Here is a 22,352-nt window from a genome sequence, read left to right on the forward strand (position 1 = left end):
CCGGTCGTCCAGGGTAGTCGTTACGGGGAGACGTCCCCGATGCAGTAGCCGTCTGATCCCTCACTCAAGGTGAAGGTCCGGCTCTGCGTCACACCCGAGGAGTTGGTGACGGGCACCTGGACCCGGACATATCCGGCGCGCAGCGACGAGGAGTTGATCTGCTGGTCGGCGAAGGCGGTCGTGCCGGTCAATCGGCCCGGATTGTCGGCCAGTGGTGCGCGCACGGGGCTTCCGCTGCCCTGCGGATCCCAGGCCGCCGGGGTCGCCGCGCACAGCAGCGGATGCGTGCCTTCCTGGTCGGTCGGGTCCAGCGGGTCACCGGTGAGCCGGGCGAGATAGCGGCGCACGGTGTGGCGGGCGTCGGCGTCGTCGTATCCGGGTTCGGTGCCCGCGGGGAACACCCGGGGGCAGGCGTAACCGGACTCGATCGCGGCCCGGTCCACGGTGACGGTGCTGCCCGCGCCGCGCCAGGTGATGACGTCGTCGGTGATCGTGCCCGGCTGGGCCAGCGCCCCCAGCACCGGCTGCGGATCGGCGTACATGTCGGCGACGGTCAGCGGCGGCAGCGTCCAGCAGGTGGTCTGTAGTTGGGCGATGGTGCTGGTTTCCAGGTCGACGGCCCAGCGCTGCACCGCGGGCGCGGCCTCGGGCAGCCCGGGCACCGCACCGACCGGGGGAGCGTCGGCGGGGACCGGCGGGGTCGTCGGCACGGGCGGGGTCGGCTGGGTGGGGATGGCCGCGGGCGGGGTGGTGGCGACGGAGGTGGTCGGGTCCGGATCGTCGCCGGGGATCCCGCTCGCCGAATCGCATCCGGCGAGCAGCATCGCGCCCGCGATCAGGCCGCCGATCAACGCGGGGCGCACCGCCGTCCGCCGAGTCCGCGTGCCCGGGGCGGTATCGATCCGGCGTCGGTGGTCGGTGATCGCCGGATCGCCCACCTGCTCGAATAAGGTCGAACCGCAGCGAGCGGCGAACGAGGCGCTGCTGCGAGGTTGCTGCGATACCGACTCCGCGCGTTCCACTTCGACGATCACCTTTCCTCGTACATGCGTGAGGTGCTTTTGGGTCGAGCACCCGATTCCGGCGGCGGCTCACCAACCGAAGCGTGCGATTCGCGAGCGAGGGCGAACGGCCGGTCGCCGGACGCGTTATCGCGGCGCACTGCCGGATCGGACGGGCAGCGACTACGCTAGCGGAATTGTGGAACCCGTCTACCGGACGATCATCGGCCTGGCCCGTACCGTCTTCTTCGTTGAAGGTCTGAAGTTCACCGTCACCGGCGATGAACATATCCCCGCGTCCGGCGGTGCCGTCTTGGCGGTGAATCACACCGGATACATGGACTTCACCTATGCCGGACTGCCGGTGCGCACCCCCAAGCGCTATATCCGGTTCATGGCCAAGAAAGAGGTCTTCGACAACAAGATCTCCGGCCCGATCATGCGGGCGCTGAAACACATCCCGGTCGATCGGTCCGCCGGCGCGGATTCGTACAAGGCCGCCGTCGATTACTTGCGTCGCGGTGAGCTGGTCGGTGTGTATCCCGAGGCGACGATCAGCCGCAGCTTCGAGATCAAGGAATTCAAGTCCGGCGCGGCCCGCATGGCCATCGAGGCCGACGTGCCGATCATTCCGATCGTCATCTGGGGCGCGCAGCGGGTGTGGACCAAGGGCTTCCCGAAGCGCCTGGGCCGCACCAGTACTCCGATCTCGATCGCTGTCGGCGAACCGATCCAGCCCGACGAGTCTGCCGCCGACCTCACCGCGCAGTTGCATACGACCATGCAGCGCATGCTGCTCGAGGTGCAGCGTGACTACCAGCACGAACCCGACGCCTACTGGGTACCCGCCCGGCTCGGCGGCGGTGCGCCGACGCTGGAGGAGGCCGACGCCATGGACGCCGCCGAGGCCGCCGAGAAGGCCGCCGCGCGGGCCGAACGCAAGAACACCCAGCAGTAGTGTGATGCCCGGTGACTAGCGGGTTTGGTAGCAGACATACCTTCCGGCTAGAGTTTGGCGTCGCACGATGACGCGGAGTGCTTCCTATCTCCGCCGATATCGCGATATGCGGATGTAGCGCAGCTGGTAGCGCATCACCTTGCCAAGGTGAGGGTCGCGGGTTCGAATCCCGTCATCCGCTCTCTGTTTCTTCGGGATTGTTCCCAACTCACCATCCGCATTCGCGAGGCCTATTCGCATCGAACTGCCACGGCTGTCGCTGATTTCGCACCCCTGTGCAGGCAATTCTCGCCAATGTGCCGGCGGGCGACGATTTTTCGCCGCCTCCTCCGTCTGGGTTCAGGAGGTGCCGCCATCGGTCCTGATCGACCGGTCCTGAGGGGTCGATATCCGCCGGACCGCTTCCACCGCGCACAGTGCGGCGCAGTGGAGCACCGCGCGGGTGACGGGATGCCGGGCGATGATGAGCAGACGATTCGACACGATGCCTCCGAAATGAAACGGGCGGGACGGCCGAAAAGCCGTCCCGCCCGTTGTCGTTGTGCTGTTACTGCGCGGTGGAGCGGAAGTTGCGCAGCCGCAGGCTGTTACTGACCACGAAGACCGAGGAGAACGCCATCGCGGCGCCGGCCAGCATCGGGTTCAGCAGCCCCGCCATGGCCAGCGGGATCGCGGCCACGTTGTAGGCGAAGGCCCAGAACAGGTTGCCCTTGATGGTGGCCAGGGTGCGCCGCGAGAGCCGGATCGCGTCCGCGGCGGCCCGCAGATCGCCACGCACCAGCGTCAGGTCGCTGGCCTCGATGGCGACATCGGTGCCGGTGCCCATCGCCAGACCCAGGTCGGCCTGGGCCAGTGCGGCCGCGTCGTTGACGCCGTCGCCGACCATGGCGACCACTTTGCCCTCCGCCTGCAACCGCTTGACGGTCTCGACCTTGTCCTGCGGCAGCACCTCCGCGATCACCTCGTCGATGCCGACCTGATCGCCGATCGCGCGGGCGGCGGCCGCATTGTCGCCGGTCAGCATGATCGGCGTCAGGCCGAGCGCGCGCAGCTGGGTGATCGCCTCCGCGGAGGTCGGTTTCACCGCATCGGCGACTATCAGCACACCGCGGGCCTTACCGTCCCAGCCGATCGCGACCGCGGTCTTGCCCTCGGCCTCGGCGGCCGCCATGGCCCGCTCCAGGTCGACGTCCAGGTGCTGCGACCAGTCGGCGAGCAGCCGGGCTCGGCCGACGATCACCGCGTGACCGTCCACCACACCCTGCACGCCGAGGCCTTCGATATTGGCGAACCCCTCGACCGGCTTCAGCTCACCGACCTTCTCGCGAGCGCCCTTGGCGATGGCCTGGGCGATCGGGTGCTCGGAGGAATCCTCCAGCGTGCCGGCCAGAGCCAGCACCTGGTCCTCGTCCTCACCGTCGGCGACGACGACATCCAGCAGGGTCATCTTGCCGGTGGTGACGGTGCCGGTCTTGTCCAGCACCACGGTGTCCACCTTGCGGGTCGACTCCAGCACCTCCGGGCCCTTGATCAGGATGCCGAGCTGGGCGCCGCGCCCCGTGCCGACCATCAGCGCGGTAGGCGTGGCCAGGCCAAGAGCGCAAGGGCAAGCGATGATCAGCACCGCGACCGCCGCGGTGAACGCCGCCGCGATCGCACCGCCGGTGCCGAGCCAGAAGCCGAGCGTTGCCACCGACAGCGCGATGACGATCGGCACGAAGATGCCCGAGATCTGATCGGCCAGCCGCTGCGCCTGTGCCTTGCCGGTCTGCGCGTCCTCGACCAGCTTGGCCATCTGCGCGAGCTGGGTATCGGAGCCGATCCGGGTGGCGCGCACCACGATCCGCCCGCCGACGTTGACGGTCGCGCCGACCACGGTGTCGTCCTGGCCGACCTCGACCGGCACCGATTCACCGGTCAGCATGGACGCGTCCACCGCCGAGGAACCCTCGACGATCACGCCATCGGTGGCGATCTTCTCACCGGGCCGCACCACGAACCGGTCACCGACGGCCAACTGCTCCACCGGAATCCGCTGCTCGGTGCCACCACGAAGCACCGATACTTCCTTGGCACCCAGCTCGAGCAGCGCTCGCAACGCGGCACCGGCCCGACGCTTGGACCTGGCCTCGAAGAAGCGCCCGGCCAGGATGAAGGTGGTGACGCCCGCCGCAGCCTCGAGGTAGATGCTGCCCGATCCATCCATCCGCGAGATGGTGAACTCGAACGGGTGCGTCATCCCCGGCGTACCCGCGGTGCCCCAGAACAGCGCGTAGATCGACCAGCCGAACGCGGCCAGCGTACCGATCGACACCAGCGTGTCCATGGTGGCGGTGGCGTGGCGCATGTTGGTCCAGGCGGCCTTGTGGAACGGCAGCGCGCCCCACACCACGACCGGCGCGGCCAGCGTGAGCGAGAGCCACTGCCAGTTGGTGAACTGCAGCGCCGGGATCATCGCCATGGCGATCACCGGGACGGTGAGCACCAGCGAGACCAGCAGCCGGGTGCGCAGCGAGGCGGTCGGATCTTCCTCGGCCGGTTCCGCGGCAGCCGCCTCGACCTTCGGTGCGGGCAGTTCGGCGGTGTAGCCGGCCTGCTCGACGGTGGCGATCAGCTCGTCGGGGGAGATATCGCCAGTGAAGTCGACGCGGGCCTTCTCGGTCGCGTAGTTCACCGTCGCGGTGACACCGTCGAGCTTGTTCAGCTTCTTCTCGATGCGGTTGGCGCAGGACGCGCAGGTCATGCCACCGATCACCAATTCGACCTGCCCGGTGGCGGGTGGCTGTATCGCGGTGGTCATGGGGCGCTCCGTTTCTATGGTGCTAAGACGATTGTCGCTCGGTCGGGACGGGGAGGATTCAGCGGCCGGATCAGTGGCCGTGGCCGGGTTGTTCGGTGCCATGACCCGCGTCCGGTGCTCGGTCGGCCGGGCCGGCGCTCGCCGTGAACTCGGCGGTCCGGACGACGCCCTCGTGCTGGAAGTCGAGGAACAGGCGGTAGTCGCCGGTGGTCGGCGCGGTCACGTAGAAGGTGATGCCGGGGCCTGATGCGGTGACGCCGTCGCCGGGCTCGCCTTCAGGATGAACGTGCAGGTAGGCCAGGTCCGCGGCGCGCAGGGCGACTAGGTGCCCGTAGGCACCGAGGTAGGGCTGCAGGTCGGTGACCGGCTGACCGTTGCGGTTGACCGAGAGCGTCACCTTCGAGGCCTGACCCGGGGTGATGGTGCCGTCCAGCGTCACGGTGTAGTCGCCGACAGTGGTCGTGGTGGCCGCCGCGGGCAGCGGCTGCGCGTCGTACTGGCCGGCTACCCGCAGATCCGCGCCGAGGGTCAGACCCTCACCGCCCTCAGGGGTGAAGTCGGCGAAGACTCGATAATCGCCTGCGCGGGAGAGGTTCAGCGGAACGCTCCAGGTACCCGACCCGTCGAGCACCGGGTGGACGTGCTGGAAGGCGGCCATATCCCGGCGGACCACGATCAGGTGCAGGTCTTTGTCGTGGGACCGCACGTACCGGGTGACGGGTGCGCCCTTGTCGTCGAGGATGCGGAATCGCAGCTGGGCATCGGCGGTGGCGGTGGTCGTCGCGTTGTCCAGGGCCAGCGTGTAGCCGGCCTCGCTCGCGAGTAGCCCGCCCGGCAGGTCCGCCGAGCCGGATCCACCTGTGGTGGCGGATCCGGCCGCGTGCGCGGTGTCGTGCCCGGCCGGTTCGGAGGGTTCCGGACCGACCGCGGCGCCGACGCCGAGAGCGATCCCGAAGACCGCCGCGAGGCCGAGGGCGAATCCGGCGAACTTGGTGGTTGTGTTCATCGGGAAGCTCCGTTTTCCGGGTAGTGGTTGTGGACTGCTGTGGATGGATTCAGTCGGCGAGCCGGAAGCTCGGACTGTTCGTCGAACTTGATTATTACCATACCCCCCTAGGGTAACTTGTCAAACCTTTGCGGCGGCTCCTTCCGGTGCGGGCGAACGCATGATGGCGGCGGTGATACCGGCACCCGCGAGGGCGATGACGGCGGCGCCGAGGAAGGCCGCGGAGAAACCGTTCGTCAGTTCCGGCAGGTCACCGGTCTGATCCGCGCCGAAGGCAGCCGCGACCGCGGTCATGGCGGCCAGGCCGATGGCCGAGCCCACCTGGTAGCTGACGTTGACGATGCCCGAGGCCAGGCCGCCCTCTTCGGGGCGTGCGGCCGAGATGGCGGTACCCAACGAGGGTATGAATGCCAGCGACATACCTCCGGCCGCCACCAGCGACGCCGGCAGCACGTCGACCCAGAAATTACCGGTCGGGCGCACCAGGGACATGATCGCCAGGCCCACGCCGAGGACGAGCAGACCGGTGACGATCATCGGCTTGGCGCCGAAGCGCTGCATCGCTCGCGGGGCGAGCACGACCATCCCGAGCATGATCAGCGTCGTCATCGGCAGCAGTGCCGCGCCCGAGGGGAAGGCGCTGTAGCCGAGCACCTGCTGCAGGTAGAGGTTCAGGAAGAACCACATCGGCACCCACGCCGCACCAAGCAGCAATTGTGCGATATTGGCGGCGGCCAGGTTCGGTGCGCGGAAGATTCCGAGGCGCATCAGCGGCTCATTGCGACGCGACTGGATGTAGACGAATCCGGCCAGCAGTGCGGCCGACAACGCGAGCACGCCCCAGGTCTGACCCGAAGCCCAACCGACCTCCGGCGCTTGCACGATCGCGTAGACCGCCGCGGCCAAGCCCGCGGTGACGGTGACCGAACCGAGCACGTCCACCGAACCCGAACGCGCAGGGGCGGCAGGCATCAGCAGTGGCACGGCGATGAGCGCGAGGATCGCGATCGGCACATTGATGTAGAAAACCCAAGGCCAGCTGATGTATTCGGTGATCACACCACCCAGGAACACACCCGCGGTGCCGCCCGCGGGTGCCGCGGCGCCGTAAACCGCCAGCGCCTTGGTCAGTTCCTGCGGTGAAGAACCGAACAGCATCATCAGCAGGGTGAGCGCCGACGGTGCGATGAGCGCCGCGCCGCCACCTTGAATGGCGCGCCCGGCCAGCTCGGTCGCCACATTGCCCGCGGCACCGGCGACCACCGACCCGGCGAGCAGCACCACCCAGCCCGCGGCGAACACCCGGCGCGCGCCGAGTAGATCCGAGAGCCTGCCGCCGAGCAGCAGCAGACCGCCGAGCGCGATCACGTAGGCATTGAAGACCCAGGTCAGATTCTCCTGGGAGAACCCGAGTTCGGCCTGCATCTTGGGCAGCGCGATCCCGATGATCGAGGTGTCCATGATGACCATGAATTGCGCCGCGGCGATCACCGCCAGCGCCCACCACTTTTTCGTGGTGGATCTGGTCTGCGTAGTCATCAGAAGTCCCTTCCTTTCCGGAAGCCGTATCAACTTCGCAGTACCATACCCCCCTAGGGTATTGAGATGTCAAGACCCGGGCGACAAATGACAGCGCCGACACCAGAGAGGTGTCGGCGCAGATCTATTCGATGTGTTGGAAGCCGCGCCCGTCGTGCGCGGTGGCTCCGGCCGATTCGAGGCGGCGAGCCGTGGGTGAGGTCGGAGTGTTACCCCTGGTCAGGTCGGGTGCCGAAGAGTCGGCCGGGGTCGGTCGCTATCTGTGGTGAGTCAGGTCGCGTGCAAGCGTCGGGCGGTGGGGGATGTGGGCGTGGTGGCCGGATCGGGTGCAGTGCCGAAGAGCCGGTCTGCCGTCCCCGAACTGGTGACGGTGAACCAGTAGTGCTCGTTCTTGTAGTGGTGGTGGCGGTGATTGCGCCAGATGGCCCGATAGAGCGAGTGTTTCGGCTTGTAGTCGGTGTGGATGAGATAGTGCGTCCACTCGTACCCGAGGCCGAGCGCGGTGATGGTGAGCAGGAAGGTCAGCCCGAGGCCGACGCGAGGGAAGGCCAGCAGAGCGAGCGCGACCAGGACGACGACGAGCACGACCAGCGTCTTCGTCGGGATGAAGATCAGCGGGATATCGCGCGGATCGACATGATGTTCACGGTGTTTGCGGGCCAGTTCGCTGTCGATCGCGATCGGACCGACCCTGCGTGGGCGCCAATGCAACACGGTGACGTGCACGATCCATTCGAAGATCGGGAAGACCGCCAGCATGACCGCGGGTACCAGTACGTCTGTCGGCTGCCAGTCGCCGACGATCATCCGGCCGGTCAGGGCCGCGACCAGTGTGATGCCGATCAGCCAGGGCGAGGGATGCCGGACGAATTCGCGCGCCGCGGCACCGAGGGTGAGACCCCGACGCAGTGCGCGCTCGTCGCGGCGGACCCGTGCGCGCGCGGTGGCGTCGATCGAGCTGGATTCCGATGGCTGGGCTGAGGTCATGACGATTCCCTTGGTAGTGCTCAGTGCCCGTCGAGGACGCTGATCAGAGCGATGGTCGCCGGCTCGAGCAGCGCTCGCGCCCGATCCGCGGCCTCGGATGGCCTGCCCCCCACGACGGCGTCGGCCAACTCGCGGTAGCCCGCCACATTGCCCACCTCGGCGGACATGATCGGGGCCAGCGCCGCGAGCGCGGGCTCATAAGCCGCCCGCAGCATGTTGTTCATCAGCCGGAACACGATCGAATCCGCCGCGTCGACAATGTGATCCCAGAACTCCAACGCGATCCGCTGCTGTGCGATCGGATCGGATTCGGCGGCGGCAATCGAATCCACCAGATCGGCCAACGTGTTTGCCAGTGCCCCGAGGTCCTCGGTGGCGTGTCCACCGCCGAGTGTCGAATCGGACAGTCTCGTCGCCCCTACCGGCCACGCCATATCCGGGCGGCCGGACGCTCCATCGGTGTCGGCGGCGGCCTGCGTAGCCGGCGCGGGGGCCACCGAACCGCGGGCGACTCGGGTGGCGGCGAGCTCGGCGACTTTCGGCCCATTGTGTAGCCGCGCCTCCAGAATGCTGCGCGCCACAGCCGGGTCCAATGTGCCCGAACGAATCAGCAGCCGCGGCAACACCTCCAGCCCTGCTCCGCGCCGATAGTCGAGCACAGTGGTCGCATCCCCCTGCCGCACCGCCACCAACCCCGCCGCCGACAGCCGCTGCAACGCCTCCCGCACCGCGGGCCGCGACACCCCCAATGCCTCAGCCAACTGCCGCTCACTCGGCAACGCGGTCCCGGGCGCAAGCTCCCCGCTGAGCACATCGTCAGCGATCTGCTCGAACACATCCGCCGACACCGACCGCTTCACCACAGGTTGCAACGCCATGCCCCCACTGTGCGCCTCAAAGGTCAGGAGGTCAAGTGGTCAGACCACTTCCTCGGCGGCTCGGCGCACGCATCCAGCTCCGAGCCCGCTCAGCTCGGGTCGGAGCCACGGATTGCGGAGAGCCAGATCGCGGTGACCGCCGCGACGCAGGTGGCGCCGGCGAAGGCAGCTATGCCGCCACCGCCGATGTAGATCCAGAACAGACCGGCGAATGGCGCCGCGACGACGGATTGCGCGTCGAGCAGCAGCCGCCGAAGGGGTGAGGTGGCCGCGAGCGCCTGGGCCACGCCATCGGGATCGGGCCTGGACGGATTGTCGATCAAGCGACCAGGCGGCTCGGTATCGCGCACCCGTCCCGACGGGTAGAGCCGAACCCCACCCACCGTCACGCCTCGCTCACCGAGCTCGGCCGTCGCCTCGGTCAACGAGATCAGCGCGGGATCGAAATATACCGGCAACCAACGGGTCTCGCGCCCCTGCGTGAACTCCAACCACGACCGGCTGACCAGTCGATGCTGCTGCCGCACCCGCTTCACCGCCAGCCGCTCCTGAGCACCGACCCCACTACCGAGCCGCCCCACCGCCCGCGCAATCCGAACCCCGGAATACCCGACGATCCCCACCGCCACCGCCGCGAGCGCACTGAGTTGGTCCACATCGGCGAACGGCGCCCACGCGGTAATGACCGCGAGGGCGCCGAAGGTGACGGTGAGCGGATAGGCCAGGGGGTGTTCGGTCCGGCCTGATCCGCGAATCACTTCAGGAAGCCGATTTTCGTGTAGTCCGGCGACGCGAGTCCGAACGCGCCCCAGTTCGCGACCTCCACCCGCTGCGCCACGGTGCCGGGCGACTGGGTGATGGGCAGCGAATGGACCTCCTCGAAGATCATCTTGTCGGCCTGGTTCGCCAGTTCGATGGCCTTCGCGGGGTCGAGTTCGGAGATGGTCCGTTCGATGAGGTCGTTCAATTCGGGCGAGCCGATACGACCCTTGTTGGACAGGGGCTGGGCGGGATCGTAAGCGTAGATCTGCGGCAGCGCACCGAGCGGGAGAACGCTACCGACCCAGGTGAACTGGGCGATATCGAAGTTGCCCGGGTCGATGACCTCGGTGAACAGGCCCTGACCGGGATAGGTCTCGATAACCAGTTTGACGCCGATCTCGGCCAGATTCTGCTGTGCGATCTGCGCGATCTGCACCCACAGATCCTGCTGGTACATGACGTCGCGGATGACGAGCTGGCGGCCGTCCTTTTCCCGGACATCACCATTGAGCTTCCAGCCCAGCTCGTCCAGTTCCTTCGCCGCCTGCTCGGGGTTGTAGGCGACCACGCCCGAATTGTCCTGGTAACCCTGCTGACCCTCCATGTAGATGTGGTTGTTCAGCGGTTTCGGGTCGTCCACCACGCCGAGCAGGGTGGAGGACGCGATGGCCTGCCGGTTGATGCCCTTGGCGACGGCTCGTCGCAGTGCGGGGTCTTCCAGGATCGATCCCGGTGCGCCGTTGAAGGTGAAATGCGAGAAACGGGGCAGCGGGGTCCGGAGTACCTGGACACCGGGCGTGTTGCGAGCCGTGGTGACTTCCTCGATACCCGAGATGTCGACAGAGTCGACCTCATTGTTCTGGACGGCAGCGATTCGCGCGGGAATGTCGAGTGCGCTGTAGGTGACGGAATCCAGCTTGGGGGTGTCGCCCCACCATGTGGGATTACGAGTCAGCGTGATCCGGTTCTGACCGCGGTCGATCGCTGTGATCATGAACGGGCCCGAGCTGAGCGGCATATCGTTGCGATAGAAATCGTTGAACGCCTCAGGCGTGGCCATGGCCTGCTTCGGCAGCAGGATGCCGTACTGGCCCTGCCATTCGGCGTAGTGCTTGTTGAAGGTGACGATTGCTTGGCGATCGTCGACGCCGCGCTCGACCTTTTCGACTCGGTCGAATCCCTGGTTCGCGGCAACCTGGAAGTTCGGGTCCCTTCCGCTGAGCGCATGCGCCTGAGCGGCCATGTCTTCCCAGGTGATCGGGGTGCCGTCGGACCAGACCGCCTTCGGGTTGATCGTGTAGGTGACCTGCTGCGGATTGGTATTCGTCAGCTCGATACTGGTGAAGTAATCGTGGTCGACCGTCAGTTTGCCTGCGGCATCGGACTGGAAGGCCGACGGCATCGTCCACGCGACCACTGCGGAAGCGTCCGCGTCGCTGTCCACATGCCAGGTGTTGAACGTCGCAGGCAATGACGAGATCGACAGGCGCAGATTCCCGCCGTCGCGAAGCTCGCTCCGGTCACGCGCGTTGATCTGGTTGCTGGTGCCGATGGTGACATCACCACCCTCGACATTGGCATTGTCAGCACTGCACCCGGTCATGATCAACCCGATCGCGGCGATCGGGATCACTAGGCGGGTGCCCATGGATCGGATCCTCATGAAATGTCCTTCCTGCTGGTGAAGTGCGGCGCAGTGCTCATTTCACGAACCCGACCTTCGTGTAGTCATAGGACGCGAGCCCTGGCGCTCCGTAATTGGCGAGGTCCGCGCGGACCGCGACGTTACCCGCCGACTGCACCAGCGGCAGTGAGAAACCGATCTCGAACAGTTTGCGATCGATCTCGTTGGCGATATCGATCGCCTTCTTCGGATCGAGTTCGGCAAGGGCCTTATCGATGAGGTCGTTGATTTCCGGCGAACCGATGCGACCGTAATTGCCCTGCAGATCATTGGGGTCGTACCGGTAGACCTGCGGGAGATTCTTCAGCGCGAACACATCGCTCGACCACACCCATTGGCCCGCATCGAAATCGCCGGGCTGGAAGACGTCGGTGAACAGGCCCTGGCCGGGCCGGGTGTCGATGATGAGCTCGACGCCGATCTGCGCGAGATTCTGCTGGATGATCTGCGCGATCTGCACCCAGCTCTGTGCGTTGTACATGACATCGCGGATGACGAGCCTGCGGCCGTCCTTCTCCCGGAACTCACCGTTGAGCTTCCACCCGAGTTCGTCGAGTTCGCGTGCGGCCGCTTCCGGATCGAAAGGCAGGCTGTTGTCGTGATAGCCGACCTGCCCCTGGACGTACACGTGGCTGTTGAGCGGTTCGGGGTTCGCGACAAGACCGTTCTGCATGGCGACGGCAATACCCTTGCGGTCGATGGCCTTCGATATCGCCACCCGTACCCTCGGATCTTCCAGAATCGAGCCAGGTGCGCCGTTGAAGGTCAGGTGTGACCAGCTGTTGCCCGGCGCCCGGCGGATTTCCACGCCGGGAGTGTTCTGGGCGGTGCGCATATCGTCGATGCCGGCGATGCCCACCGCGTCGATCTCATTATTCTGCAATGCAGGGATCACCGCTTCGTTCGCCAGCACGGTGAAGGTGATGGTTTCGAGCTTGGGGGTGTCGCCCCACCATGTCGGATTGCGGCCGAGCACGAAACGGCCCTGCGCCTTGTCCACGGACTGGATGATGAACGGGCCCGCCGAGAGGCCGAGGGCGTCGAGCTGACTCTTGTTGAATGCCTCGGGCGTGCTGGTCACCGAGGACGGGTACAGGAAGGCTTCACCGGCGAACTGGCCCTGCCAGTCGGCGTAATGCTCCTTGAAGGTGATGATCGCCTGCCGGTCGTCGACCCCGCGTTCGACCTTCTCGACCCGGTCGAAACCGAAGGTCATCTTGATCAGGTACTCGGGGTTCTCACCGCTCAGAGCCGCGGCCTGGGAGCGCATGTCCTCCCAGGTGATCGGCGTCCCGTCGGACCAGACGGCCTCTGGATTGATGGTGTACACGACGCGTTGCGGGTCGGTGCCGGTGAGTTCGACGCTGGTGAAGTAGTCGGTATTCACCGACAGCTCACCCGATGCGCTGGTGTGGAACGCGCGCGGCATCAGCGGACGTTCGACTGCGCCGACCTCGCCGTCGGAGTCGATGTGCAGCGTGTTCCACTGCTCCGGGAACGAACTCAAGGCCAGCCGCAGATTCCCGCCGTCGCGCAGCTCGGAGACATCGCGCGGATTGATGTCATTGGAGGTGCCGAGCTCGGCGACCTCGGCGCCGGGCGCCGGATCGTCCGAACTCGAGCATCCGGACAGGACCAGACCGGTCGCGACGACCGCGATGGCCACACGTGAACCGAGCGAGCGAATCCGCACGGCAAACCTCCTATCGGCTCACGACGGGCTCAGGTACCGCGTCGATCAGTGACCGGGTGTACTCGTGTTCAGGGTTGCCGAAGATCTGTTCCGCCGGTCCGGATTCGACGATCTTGCCGCGATACATGACCGCGATGTCGTGGGCCAGGTTGCGGACCACCGACAGGTCGTGGGAGACGAAAAGGTAGGACAGGCCGCGTTCGGTCTGCAGGTCGCGCAGCAGGTTGAGGACGCCGGCCTGGATGGAGACGTCGAGGGAGGAGACCGGCTCGTCGAGGACGAGTAGCTCCGGGTCGAGGGCGAGCGCGCGGGCGACGCTGATGCGTTGTTTCTGGCCGCCGGAGAAGTCCGCGGGGTAGCGGTCGGCGTGTTCGGGGCGCAGCCCGACCAGAGTGAGCAGTTCCGGTACCCGGCGCGCGATTTCGGCGCGGGGGCGGCCGTCGATGCGCAAGGGTTCGGCGATCGCGTCGTGGATGGGCAGGCGCGGGTCGAGGGAGGCGGTCGGATCCTGGAAGACGATCTGCATCCTGCGGCGGATTTCGCGCCTGCGCGCCTTGGTCAGGGTCGCGACATCGCTGCCCATGATCTCGATGCTGCCCGATTCCGGGCGCACCAGATCCAGGATCTGGGTGAGGGTGGTGGATTTGCCGGACCCCGATTCGCCGACCAGCGCAAGGGTGCGGCCCTTGCGGACCTCGAAGCTGATGCCGTCGACCGCGCGGACTTCGCCCTTGCGGCGGCGAAACACGACGCCCGAGGTGATGGGGAACGTCTTGACCAGTTCGTTCACCCGGAGCACCACCTCGGTGTCGGGTTCGGTGACGGCCTCCGGTTCGGTGATCTCGCTGCGATAGGCCTCGAACAGCTCGGCCGAACCCACCTCCGCGGTGCGGATGCAGGCGGCGGAATGTCCTGGGCCGGTGCGTTCCAGCGGTGGTTCGGCGGCGCGGCAGTCCTCGACGGCGATGGGGCAGCGCGGTGCGAACGAACAGCCCGGCGGCAACGCGTGCATAGCGGGCGGTGCGCCGACGATGGGGATCAGCGGGGTGCGGGCGGGGCCGTCCATCCGCGGGATCGAGCCGAGCAGTCCCACCGTGTACGGCATGCGCGGAGAGGTGAACAGTTCTGTGGTGGAGGAGGTTTCGACGATTTTGCCCGCGTACATGACCGCGACCCGGTCGGCCAGGGTGGCGGCGATACCCATGTCGTGGGTGATCATGATGACGCCGGCGCCGGTGATGTCGCGTGCCTTGCGCAGCAGGTTCAGGATCTGCTTCTGCACGGTGACGTCGAGCGCGGTGGTCGGCTCGTCGCAGATGATCAGCGCCGGATCGTTGGCGATGGCCATCGCGATGACGACGCGCTGGCGCATACCGCCGGAGAACTCGTGCGGGAACGCCTTCGCGCGCAGTTCCGGATCCGGGATACCCACCAGTTCCAGCAGTTCGACGGCCCGTTTCGCGGCGCCGGCCTTGCTCATCGCCCCGTGCGCCAGCAGTGCTTCGGCGATCTGATCGCCGACTCGGTACACCGGCGTCAGAGCCGAGAGCGGGTCCTGGAACACCATGCTGATCGAGCTGCCGCGCAGCCGGGACAGTTGCTTGTCACCGAGTCCGAGCAGCTCCCGGCCGCGCAACCGGATCGAACCGTTGATCCTGGCCTGTTCCGGCAGCAGCCCCATCACCGCGAGCGAGGACACCGATTTACCGGATCCGGACTCGCCGACGATCGCGAGGACCTCTTTGTCGGAGACGGTATAGCTCACCCCACGCACCGCGTCGACGCGGCCTTCCTCACTGGGGAAGGACACCCGAAGGTCGGTGACCTCCAGCAGGGGTGCGGTCGAGTTCTTCTCCGGCGGGGTCTGCTCGACCGTCGTCCCGGCGGTATCGGTCATGGTTTTGCCTTCGCCTTCCGCGACCGGGCCCGCTTGGCGCTCGGATCGAACGCGTCGCGCAGCCCGTCACCCACCAGATTCGCGCACAGCACCGTGATGATCAGCAGACCGCCGGCGAACAGGAACAACCACGGGTAGGTCAGCGCCGACTTGGTCCCCGAGGCGATCAGTGAGCCGAGCGAGACATCCGGCGGCTGCACACCGAAGCCGAGGAAGCTCAGCCCGGTCTCGGCCATGATCGCGGCGCCGACGGTGAGCGTGGTGTCGATGATCAGGATCGAGGCGATGTTCGGCACGATGTGGCTGAGGATCACCGTCCTGGTCGGCGCACCCATATAGCGTGCGGCCCGGACGAATTCGCGTTCGCGCAGGCTCAGCGTCAGCCCGCGCACGATCCGCGCGCTGATCATCCAGCCGAACAGGGCGAGCAGCAGGATCAGCAGCGCGATCGAGCCGCTGCCCTTGGTGCGCGGGGCGAACAAGGCGATGATGATGAAGCTCGGCACCACCAGCAGCAGGTCGACCAGCCACATGATGGCCTTATCGGTCCAGCCGCCGAGCAGTCCGGCGATGGCACCGGCCAGCGCGGCGAGGGTGGTGGAGATGATGGCCACGCAGAAACCGATGATCAGCGATTTCTGAAGTCCGCGCAGCGTTTGGGCGAGCACGTCCTGGCCGATCTGGGTGGTGCCGAACGGATGCTCCGGGCTCGGCGGTTTCAGCAGCGCGGTGTAGTCGAGCTGCTGGTAGTCGTACGGCAGGAACGGCGGCAGCGCGAAACTGACGATGAACAGCACCACCAGTGTGATCGCTCCGCCGACGGCGGGCTTGTTGCGCAGGAAACGGCGCCATACCAGTTTTCGTCGTCCGGTGGCGGCGACCTCGGGGGCGCCCTGGACGATGATCTCGGCTTCGGTCAACTCACACGCACCCTGGGATCGAGAATCGCGTACACGATGTCGGACAACAACCCCGACACCAGCACCACCAGGCCCGCGAACGCGGTCACCGTGACCACGACATACAGGTCCTGGGCATTGATCGAATCGACCAGCCATTCGCCGACGCCATGCCAGCCGAAGATCTTCTCGGTGAAGGTGGCGCCGGTGATCAGGCCGCCGAGGCTGTAGGCGAACAGCGTGGCCATCGGGATGAGCGCGGTGCGCAGGCCGTGTTTGTAGAGGGCCTTGCTGCGGGTCAAGCCCTTGGCGCGGGCGGTGCGGATGAAATCGCTCTGCAACACGTCGAGCATGGCGTTGCGCTGGTAACGGCTGTAACCGGCCATACCGCCGAGGGCGAGCGTCAGCGTGGGGAGCACCAGATGCTGGAGTCGGTCCAGCAGCTGCGGGCCGAAGCCTTCGATGGTGCTGGCCGAGGTTTCCCCCGTATAGAGGAAGATCTGCTGGCCGGTCATCGAATTGATCTCCAGCGCACCGTATTTCAGCAATGTCGCGAGCAGGAACACCGGCGTCGACAGAATCAGCAGCGACACGATCGTTGTGAAGTAGTCGCTGAATTTGTACTGGCGTATCGCCCCGGCGGCGCCGATCAGCACACCGAGCACGGTGCCGATGATCGAACCGGCGATGAGCAAGCGCAGCGATACCGCGACCCGGCGCGGCAACTCTTCGCTCACCGGCTGCCCGGCGAGGGTGGTGCCGAAATCTCCTTGCGGGATGCCTTTGATCCAGGTGAGATAGCGCTGCGGGATCGGCTCGTCCAGATGCAGTTCGGCGGCTTTGGCGTCGATCACCGATTGCGGCGGTCGTGGATTGCGCTGTTCCAGGCTGTCCAGCGGGCGAAAAGTCAGTGACGCGAGGCTGAACGTGAGAAATGAGGCCAGCAGCAACAGCACGACATAGTTGAGCGCACGTCGTAGCAAAAAGCCGGTCATCGGTCCCCTCGAGTCCTGGTGTAGCCCCCGATCATAGGGAGCCACCGGCCGCCGCGCGCGCCCGACGGGCTACCAGCGTGTTCATCTTCCGGCAATGTCGAATGCGCGGAGCCGGCAACCTGTCGGTGTGAGAGGCAGGGCGCGAGGCGCTCGAGGAGGAAAGACAGCACAATGGAATGGGTGACCCGTTTGCATCTGCCGAAGCCGGAACTCGTCGCCTCCGATGTGGACGGCACCCTCATCGACCCCGAGGAGCGGGTGACCGCACGCACCAAAGCCGCTGTCGGCGCGCTGGTCGCCGACGGTGTGCCGTTCGTGCTGGCGACCGGGCGGCCGCCGCGCTGGATCGGTCCGGTGGTGGACGGCCTCGGTTTCGCGCCGCTGTGCGTGTGCGGCAACGGTGCGGTCATCTACGACAGCGCCGCCGACCGGGTGCTGAACAGTCGCACCCTCGACATCGACACCCTGGCCTGGATCGCCGACCTCGCCGAAGAAGTGCTGCCGGGCTGCGGACTGGCCGCCGAGCGGGTCGGCGCCAGCGCGCACGACGCGGTGACTCCGCAATTCGTCAGCTCGCCCGAATACGAGCACGCCTGGCTCAACCCCGACGACACCGCCGTCGCACGGCACGAGGTGATCGACGCACCGGCCATCAAGATGCTGATCCGGCTACCCGGCGCCCGCAGCGGCGAGATGCTCCGGGCGCTGGCACCGCTGGTCGGCGACCGCGCCGATATCACCTATTCCACCGATCACGGCCTGGTCGAATTGTCCGCGCCCGGCGTCACCAAAGCGTCCGGGCTGGTCCTGGTCGCCGAACGCCTCGGCGTCGACCCGGCCGCCGCGATCGCGTTCGGCGATATGCCCAACGACATCCCGATGCTCACCCTTGCAGGCCGCGGCGTCGCCATGGCCAATGCGCACCCCGATGCCCTCGCCGCGGCCAACGAGGTGACCACGACCAACGCCGAGGACGGCGTGGCGCGGGTTCTCGAACGGTGGTGGGTGTGAGTCTCGCCTGAAACGACCGAACCCCGGAGCCGGACCGGTCCGATCTGCTCGAGCAGTCGGGCCGTGCGGGCTCCGGGGTCGATGGGCGGTGGTCACCGAGGCGGTCAGCGCCTCGGTAGTGGGCGGTTCGTCAGCCGACCGGGGCCGGAGCAGGTGCTGCCGGCGGAACCGGAGCGGGTTCGGGTGCGACGACCGGGGCTGGGGCCGGTGCTTCCGGCGCAGGTGCCTGAGCTGGTTCCGGCGCCGGAACTGGAGCTTCCGGAGCGGGCGCGGGCGCTGCCTCGGGTGCGGGCCCCGGGACCGGTGCCTGTGCGTCGGCGGGGGCGGGAGCCGGCGCCTGCCCCTCTGCCGGAGCGGGTACGGCGGCCGGCGGAACCGGTGCCGCGGGATCGGTCGCCGCGACCGGGTCGGGCCGGTTCATTTCCTGTTGGTAGGTGTCGTTGTAGGTCTTCCAGACGGTGGTGACGATTCCGGTGACCTGGTTGAGGATCAGGGAGCCGTACTGGAAATCCTCGCGCAGGCCGTCGGGGACGGCGTAGGAATTGCCGAGCGGCATGCCGAGTACGCCCGCGTCGGCGCCGAGTTCGAGGAAACGGTCGAGGATCTTGCCGACCACCTCGATCGCCGCACCCTCGGGGGTGGAGTACACGTACCCGTTGACGAACTCGGCGTACTGCCCGCCGTGCGCGGTAGGCAGCGGTTCGGAGGCGGCCTGACCCAGCGGGCCCTGCGGTCCGCCCTTCGAGGCCCAGTATTTGGCGATGATGTTGTCGTTGACCATCGTCAGCAGCTTGGCGGTCAGGTTGGCCAGCGCGGCCACATCGGACTGCACCTGCCGTGACGGCGGGGTGCCGCCGGAGGAGCCAGGCGCGCCCGCGGCGATATCGCGGATCCGGTCCATCAACGCATAGGCGGCGTCACCGGGGCAGCTGGTGTTGCCGACGTCGCGGTGGGCGAACACGATCGGCAGCCGCACCTCTTCACCCTGCGCGTACGGGGTGAACTCGGTGCCCTCGGAGTACATGGTGGTGTAACCCTTGGGGTCGAGCCCGGCGACCTTCGTGCGCCAGCCGACGAACCGCCCGACCGAGTTGATCGCCGCGGTGGACGGCGTCTCGGATTCGTAGTTGCCCATCAGCGCGACACCGGAGGTGTTCTCGTTGAACCCGCCCGCATGCGCGCCCTGCACCGTCTTGTCGAGTCCGCCGAAGCGGCCCTCGAAGATCTGGCCGTATTTGTCCACCAGCGCGTGGTAGCCGATATCGCACCAGCCGAGAGTCTGGGCGTGATAGGTGTAGATCGCGCGGACGATGCCTGCCGATTCGGCCTTGCTGTAGTCGTTGCGGCCCGCGGTGTGGTGCACCGTGACACCGCCCAAACCGTCGTCGTAGGTAGGGGAGTCGCAGCGAATGGATTCGTCGGCGCCCCACTGGCTGCGGGTGATCACCGTCGGTCCGCCACCGGGCAGCGCCGCCGCGACGTCGTTGAGCGCACCGTCGATGGCGCCGCGGCCGGGATCGATCAGCACCGCTTTCAGTTCGGGCTGCGGCTGGTCGACGGGTGCGGCGGCGGGCGTCGGCTGGATCGGCGCACCGTGGTCCTGCGGTGCGGGCTGGGCGGCAGGGGCGGCGGCGGGCTTGCGAGTCACCAGAACCTGCACGGCGGTTGTGTTGCCGACGTATATCGGCTCAGTACCCTCGGTACCGGTCGGCGCGGCATTGTCGGCGGCGCCGGTGTCGATCGGCTCGGTCTCGTACCAGGGTCCCCAGGTGCCGTCGGGCTGTTTGGCCCGGACCATGGCCTTGGTATCGAGCAAGTCGTCGGCAGTGAGGGCGACGACGCTGAACGGCGTGTCGCGGGAAAGTTCTTTTACCTGTGCGCCGACCTCGGACATGAGTTCCGGCGGTACCGCGCCGGGGGCGAGGGCCGGGGTGTTCGGATCCGCGCCGACGGCGGGATCGGCGATGAATTGCGCGCCGGTCGGGATCCGCCCGGGAACGGTTTCCAGTTGTGGCGCGGACGGCTGGCTCGAGTCGAATTGGGGTAGGGGAATTTCGCTGGGTAATTGAATGCCAGGCGGTAACGGAAGGCCCTGCGGCACCGGCACCGAGGCAGGAAGCGGAATCTTGCGCAGATCCGAAAGGCGCAGGTCGGGCAGGTCGAGGCCGGTCAATTCGCGCAGCGGCAGCACGATATCGGGCGCGGAGTTCAGCACGACCTCGGCCAATTGCGCGGGGACGGCGGCGAGCTGGGCCTCATTGGCGGTGCGGTAGTCGGAGTCGCTCGGCAGGAGGGTGGCCAGCGGGGCCGCTACCGCAAGCGTGGTGACAACCGGGAGCACGTAGGAGCGTTTCGGTTTGCGGTACGGCACGAGCTTCTCCAATCGGGTCGAACTAGTGATCCGTGTGCAGTCGATGCTTGCGTCCAGATGTCCCAAGGATCACACTAGTCACAACTTTCACATATCTAAACCTCTGGTTGAGGATTATGTGTGCTCGAATGTAGCTCTCGGATCGTGGCCGGTCTAAACGACATGCCGACAGGCGCCGAACCCTGTCCGGTCCCTGAAAACCAAGGGGAGTGAACGGATGCCGCAACGAAACGACAGCGCCCGCGCGAATTTCGCGCTACGCGCGAAGAATGTGCTGGCAGCGCCGCATTTACCGCAGTCGATGCGACGGCGCCGAGGCAAGCGGAGTTCGATCCTCGTCGTCGGCGCGACCGCCCTGCTCGCCGCCGGACCGTTGCTGCTGTGGACCGGCGGCGACGTGTATAGACCACTTGCCGGACCGGGCCACGGCCGCGGGATGAGCCAGCACGGCGCCCTGCAGAGCGCGCAAGACGGCTGGACAGCCGAACGGATCCTCGGCCACTACTACCCGGGCGCGGTGCTCGGCGCGGTCGGCCCGACCACCCTCGCCGTCCGGCTGATGGCGCAGGACGACTCGACCCTGGACACCTACTCCGACGCCGGTGCACGAGTGGCGGGCCGGATCATCGGGCCCGGCGAAGTCGCCCACCTCACCGCACTGCCCGACGGCAGCGCGAATGTCGTGGTCACGACCGGTTGCGACGGTGAAGTGCTGTGGCAGACCTCGACCGCGGATCCCTGGGTCTATCCGGTGGATCCGTCGCCGGGGCGGCCCGCCGCCGAACATCTGACTCTGTGCGGCGGCGGTGCCTATCGCGGTTCGCTCGGTGTGGCCACCGAGGACGGCGCGGCGCGCACGGTGAACCGGGTCGATGTCGAGGACTATCTGCTCGGCGTCATCCCGGCCGAGGTGCAGGCCAACTGGGCGGACAAGGGCGCCGTCGAAGCCCTGCGCGCCCAGGCCATCGCGGCCCGCTCGTATGCGCTGGCCGAGACGCGCTATCCCTACGCGCAGACCTGCGATACCACCGACTGCCAGGTCTATCCCGGTACCGCCAAGGAGGATCCGCGCACCGCGGACGCCGTGGCCTCGACCGCGGGCATGGTGCTGTTGCGTGACGGGCACATCCTGCGCTCGGAGTACTCCTCCGCGCCCGACGGTGGGCAGCCGGCCGATATCCAAACCTTCGAGGTCGGGCCGACACCCGCGGAGTTGAGCGTCGGTTCGCCACCTCCAGGACCGGCGCCGCGCACACGGACCTCCGACACCGAATCCCCGATCGACATCGAATACGCACGGCTCGGCGGTGCGGCGAGTTCGGTGGGCGAACCCATCGGACCGGAAATGATCCTGCCGGAGAACGCGGGCATCTACCGGCTCTACAGCAACGGCGTCATCATCTATACGCCCACACTCGGCGCCCAGGTCGTCGACTTCACGACCCTGCTCGAATTGGTCCCCGACCTGACCACCTCCGCGCCGGGTAGTGCGGAATCCGGGGCGTCCGGCACACCGAACGTGAGCGTGTCGCCCGACGGTGCGGCGACCGGGCCCGGCACGTCGGCCGAAAGCCAGGGGGCGCCAGGAACTCCGGCAGCACCTGGTGATCCGGCAGCGCCCGGAACACCGGCGCCGGGCGATCCGGCACCGTCCGCACCCGGAACTCCCGCCGCCGTCGCTCCTGGCGATCCGGCCGCCCCGGCACCGGCCGAAGCCGCCCCGCCCAGCGGCGCTCCGGATGCACAGGGCGCCCCGACTGCCGGGACGCCCGAGATCCAGCCCCCGGGCGCGGCGGTCTGGTCGGAGCTGCCGACCGAAGCCGACGTCTTCGGTGTTCCCAAGGCTCCGGGCGTCGCCTGAGGCCCTGAAA

Annotated in this window: 17 protein-coding genes and 1 tRNA gene; 4 read left to right on the forward strand and 14 right to left on the reverse strand. The window is 67.3% G+C overall.

Annotated features, from left to right (window positions below; all coding sequences use genetic code 11):
• Positions 1-20: 20 nt before the first annotated feature.
• The gene (locus tag ACFXNW_RS02165) at positions 21-1,034 is read right to left on the reverse strand and encodes a hypothetical protein (protein ID WP_379415247.1); all 1,014 of its coding nucleotides are present in this window, start codon (positions 1,032-1,034) and stop codon (positions 21-23) included.
• Positions 1,035-1,200: 166 nt separating this feature from the next.
• Between ACFXNW_RS02165 and ACFXNW_RS02170 the strand changes: the two genes are divergently transcribed.
• Both ACFXNW_RS02170 and ACFXNW_RS02175 read left to right on the forward strand, forming a co-directional pair.
• Positions 1,201-1,959, forward strand: coding sequence for a lysophospholipid acyltransferase family protein (locus ACFXNW_RS02170; RefSeq protein ID WP_379415248.1), 759 nt, complete (start codon positions 1,201-1,203; stop codon positions 1,957-1,959).
• A gap of 108 nt (positions 1,960-2,067) precedes the next feature.
• Positions 2,068-2,140, forward strand: a tRNA-Gly gene (locus ACFXNW_RS02175).
• Between the two features lie 158 nt (positions 2,141-2,298).
• Here the strand turns inward: ACFXNW_RS02175 and ACFXNW_RS02180 are convergent.
• The 12 genes from ACFXNW_RS02180 to ACFXNW_RS02235 all read right to left on the reverse strand — a co-directional run bounded on the left by ACFXNW_RS02180 (position 2,299) and on the right by ACFXNW_RS02235 (position 17,099).
• On the reverse strand, positions 2,299-2,442 hold the full coding sequence (locus ACFXNW_RS02180; protein ID WP_379415250.1) for a hypothetical protein: 144 nt from the start codon (positions 2,440-2,442) through the stop codon (positions 2,299-2,301).
• 64 nt (positions 2,443-2,506) lie between these two features.
• Positions 2,507-4,759 carry a heavy metal translocating P-type ATPase gene (locus ACFXNW_RS02185; RefSeq protein ID WP_379415251.1) on the reverse strand — a complete coding sequence of 751 codons (2,253 nt, stop codon included), beginning with the start codon at positions 4,757-4,759 and terminating at the stop codon, positions 2,507-2,509.
• A gap of 70 nt (positions 4,760-4,829) precedes the next feature.
• Complete coding sequence (locus tag ACFXNW_RS02190) at positions 4,830-5,765, reverse strand: hypothetical protein (RefSeq protein WP_379415252.1); 936 nt, start codon at positions 5,763-5,765, stop codon at positions 4,830-4,832.
• 120 nt (positions 5,766-5,885) lie between these two features.
• Positions 5,886-7,304, reverse strand: a complete 1,419-nt coding sequence (locus tag ACFXNW_RS02195) for an MFS transporter (RefSeq protein ID WP_379415253.1) — start codon at positions 7,302-7,304, stop codon at positions 5,886-5,888.
• A gap of 270 nt (positions 7,305-7,574) precedes the next feature.
• Positions 7,575-8,291 carry a sterol desaturase family protein gene (locus tag ACFXNW_RS02200; protein WP_379415255.1) on the reverse strand — a complete coding sequence of 239 codons (717 nt, stop codon included), beginning with the start codon at positions 8,289-8,291 and terminating at the stop codon, positions 7,575-7,577.
• Positions 8,292-8,311: 20 nt separating this feature from the next.
• Positions 8,312-9,169, reverse strand: coding sequence for a FadR/GntR family transcriptional regulator (locus ACFXNW_RS02205; protein ID WP_379415256.1), 858 nt, complete (start codon positions 9,167-9,169; stop codon positions 8,312-8,314).
• 89 nt (positions 9,170-9,258) lie between these two features.
• Complete coding sequence (locus tag ACFXNW_RS02210) at positions 9,259-9,927, reverse strand: hypothetical protein (RefSeq protein WP_379415258.1); 669 nt, start codon at positions 9,925-9,927, stop codon at positions 9,259-9,261.
• Positions 9,924-11,594 carry an ABC transporter family substrate-binding protein gene (locus ACFXNW_RS02215; protein WP_379415260.1) on the reverse strand — a complete coding sequence of 557 codons (1,671 nt, stop codon included), beginning with the start codon at positions 11,592-11,594 and terminating at the stop codon, positions 9,924-9,926. Before ACFXNW_RS02215 ends, ACFXNW_RS02210 begins: the two co-directional genes overlap by 4 nt.
• 37 nt (positions 11,595-11,631) lie before the next feature.
• Positions 11,632-13,308 (reverse strand): ABC transporter family substrate-binding protein, encoded by a 1,677-nt coding sequence (locus ACFXNW_RS02220; RefSeq protein ID WP_379415261.1) that lies wholly within the window; start codon positions 13,306-13,308, stop codon positions 11,632-11,634.
• Between the two features lie 10 nt (positions 13,309-13,318).
• Positions 13,319-15,205 carry a dipeptide ABC transporter ATP-binding protein gene (locus tag ACFXNW_RS02225; RefSeq protein WP_379415262.1) on the reverse strand — a complete coding sequence of 629 codons (1,887 nt, stop codon included), beginning with the start codon at positions 15,203-15,205 and terminating at the stop codon, positions 13,319-13,321.
• Positions 15,202-16,125 carry an ABC transporter permease gene (locus ACFXNW_RS02230; protein ID WP_379415263.1) on the reverse strand — a complete coding sequence of 308 codons (924 nt, stop codon included), beginning with the start codon at positions 16,123-16,125 and terminating at the stop codon, positions 15,202-15,204. Before ACFXNW_RS02230 ends, ACFXNW_RS02225 begins: the two co-directional genes overlap by 4 nt.
• Entirely contained in the window at positions 16,122-17,099 is a 978-nt protein-coding gene (locus ACFXNW_RS02235) for an ABC transporter permease (RefSeq protein WP_379415264.1), read from the reverse strand. Before ACFXNW_RS02235 ends, ACFXNW_RS02230 begins: the two co-directional genes overlap by 4 nt.
• A gap of 171 nt (positions 17,100-17,270) precedes the next feature.
• On the opposite strand from ACFXNW_RS02235, the gene ACFXNW_RS02240 reads away from it, so the two are divergent.
• Positions 17,271-18,110 (forward strand): HAD family hydrolase, encoded by an 840-nt coding sequence (locus ACFXNW_RS02240; protein ID WP_379415265.1) that lies wholly within the window; start codon positions 17,271-17,273, stop codon positions 18,108-18,110.
• A 130-nt stretch (positions 18,111-18,240) separates the two neighbouring features.
• Here the strand turns inward: ACFXNW_RS02240 and ACFXNW_RS02245 are convergent, their stop codons facing one another.
• Positions 18,241-20,481: an N-acetylmuramoyl-L-alanine amidase gene (locus tag ACFXNW_RS02245; RefSeq protein ID WP_379415266.1), complete on the reverse strand. Its 2,241-nt coding sequence runs from the start codon at positions 20,479-20,481 to the stop codon at positions 18,241-18,243.
• 217 nt (positions 20,482-20,698) lie between these two features.
• On the opposite strand from ACFXNW_RS02245, the gene ACFXNW_RS02250 reads away from it, so the two are divergent.
• Positions 20,699-22,342 carry a SpoIID/LytB domain-containing protein gene (locus ACFXNW_RS02250; protein ID WP_379415267.1) on the forward strand — a complete coding sequence of 548 codons (1,644 nt, stop codon included), beginning with the start codon at positions 20,699-20,701 and terminating at the stop codon, positions 22,340-22,342.
• Positions 22,343-22,352 lie beyond the last annotated feature (10 nt).

This window comes from Nocardia sp. NPDC059180 (genome assembly GCF_042754945.1).
Taxonomy (GTDB): Bacteria; Actinomycetota; Actinomycetes; order Mycobacteriales; family Mycobacteriaceae; genus Nocardia.

Excerpts from the sequence above, each read along its gene's own strand:
- ACFXNW_RS02190 (WP_379415252.1), bottom strand. The coding sequence starts at position 5,765 with ATGAACACAACCACCAAGTTCGCCGGATTCGCCCTCGGCCTCGCGGCG.
- ACFXNW_RS02185 (WP_379415251.1), bottom strand. The coding sequence starts at position 4,759 with ATGACCACCGCGATACAGCCACCCGCCACCGGGCAGGTCGAATTGGTG.
- ACFXNW_RS02250 (WP_379415267.1), top strand. The coding sequence starts at position 20,699 with ATGCCGCAACGAAACGACAGCGCCCGCGCGAATTTCGCGCTACGCGCG.
- ACFXNW_RS02215 (WP_379415260.1), bottom strand. The coding sequence starts at position 11,594 with ATGAGGATCCGATCCATGGGCACCCGCCTAGTGATCCCGATCGCCGCG.
- ACFXNW_RS02200 (WP_379415255.1), bottom strand. The coding sequence starts at position 8,291 with ATGACCTCAGCCCAGCCATCGGAATCCAGCTCGATCGACGCCACCGCG.
- ACFXNW_RS02195 (WP_379415253.1), bottom strand. The coding sequence starts at position 7,304 with ATGACTACGCAGACCAGATCCACCACGAAAAAGTGGTGGGCGCTGGCG.
- ACFXNW_RS02240 (WP_379415265.1), top strand. The coding sequence starts at position 17,271 with ATGGAATGGGTGACCCGTTTGCATCTGCCGAAGCCGGAACTCGTCGCC.
- ACFXNW_RS02225 (WP_379415262.1), bottom strand. The coding sequence starts at position 15,205 with ATGACCGATACCGCCGGGACGACGGTCGAGCAGACCCCGCCGGAGAAG.
- ACFXNW_RS02235 (WP_379415264.1), bottom strand. The coding sequence starts at position 17,099 with ATGACCGGCTTTTTGCTACGACGTGCGCTCAACTATGTCGTGCTGTTG.
- ACFXNW_RS02205 (WP_379415256.1), bottom strand. The coding sequence starts at position 9,169 with ATGGCGTTGCAACCTGTGGTGAAGCGGTCGGTGTCGGCGGATGTGTTC.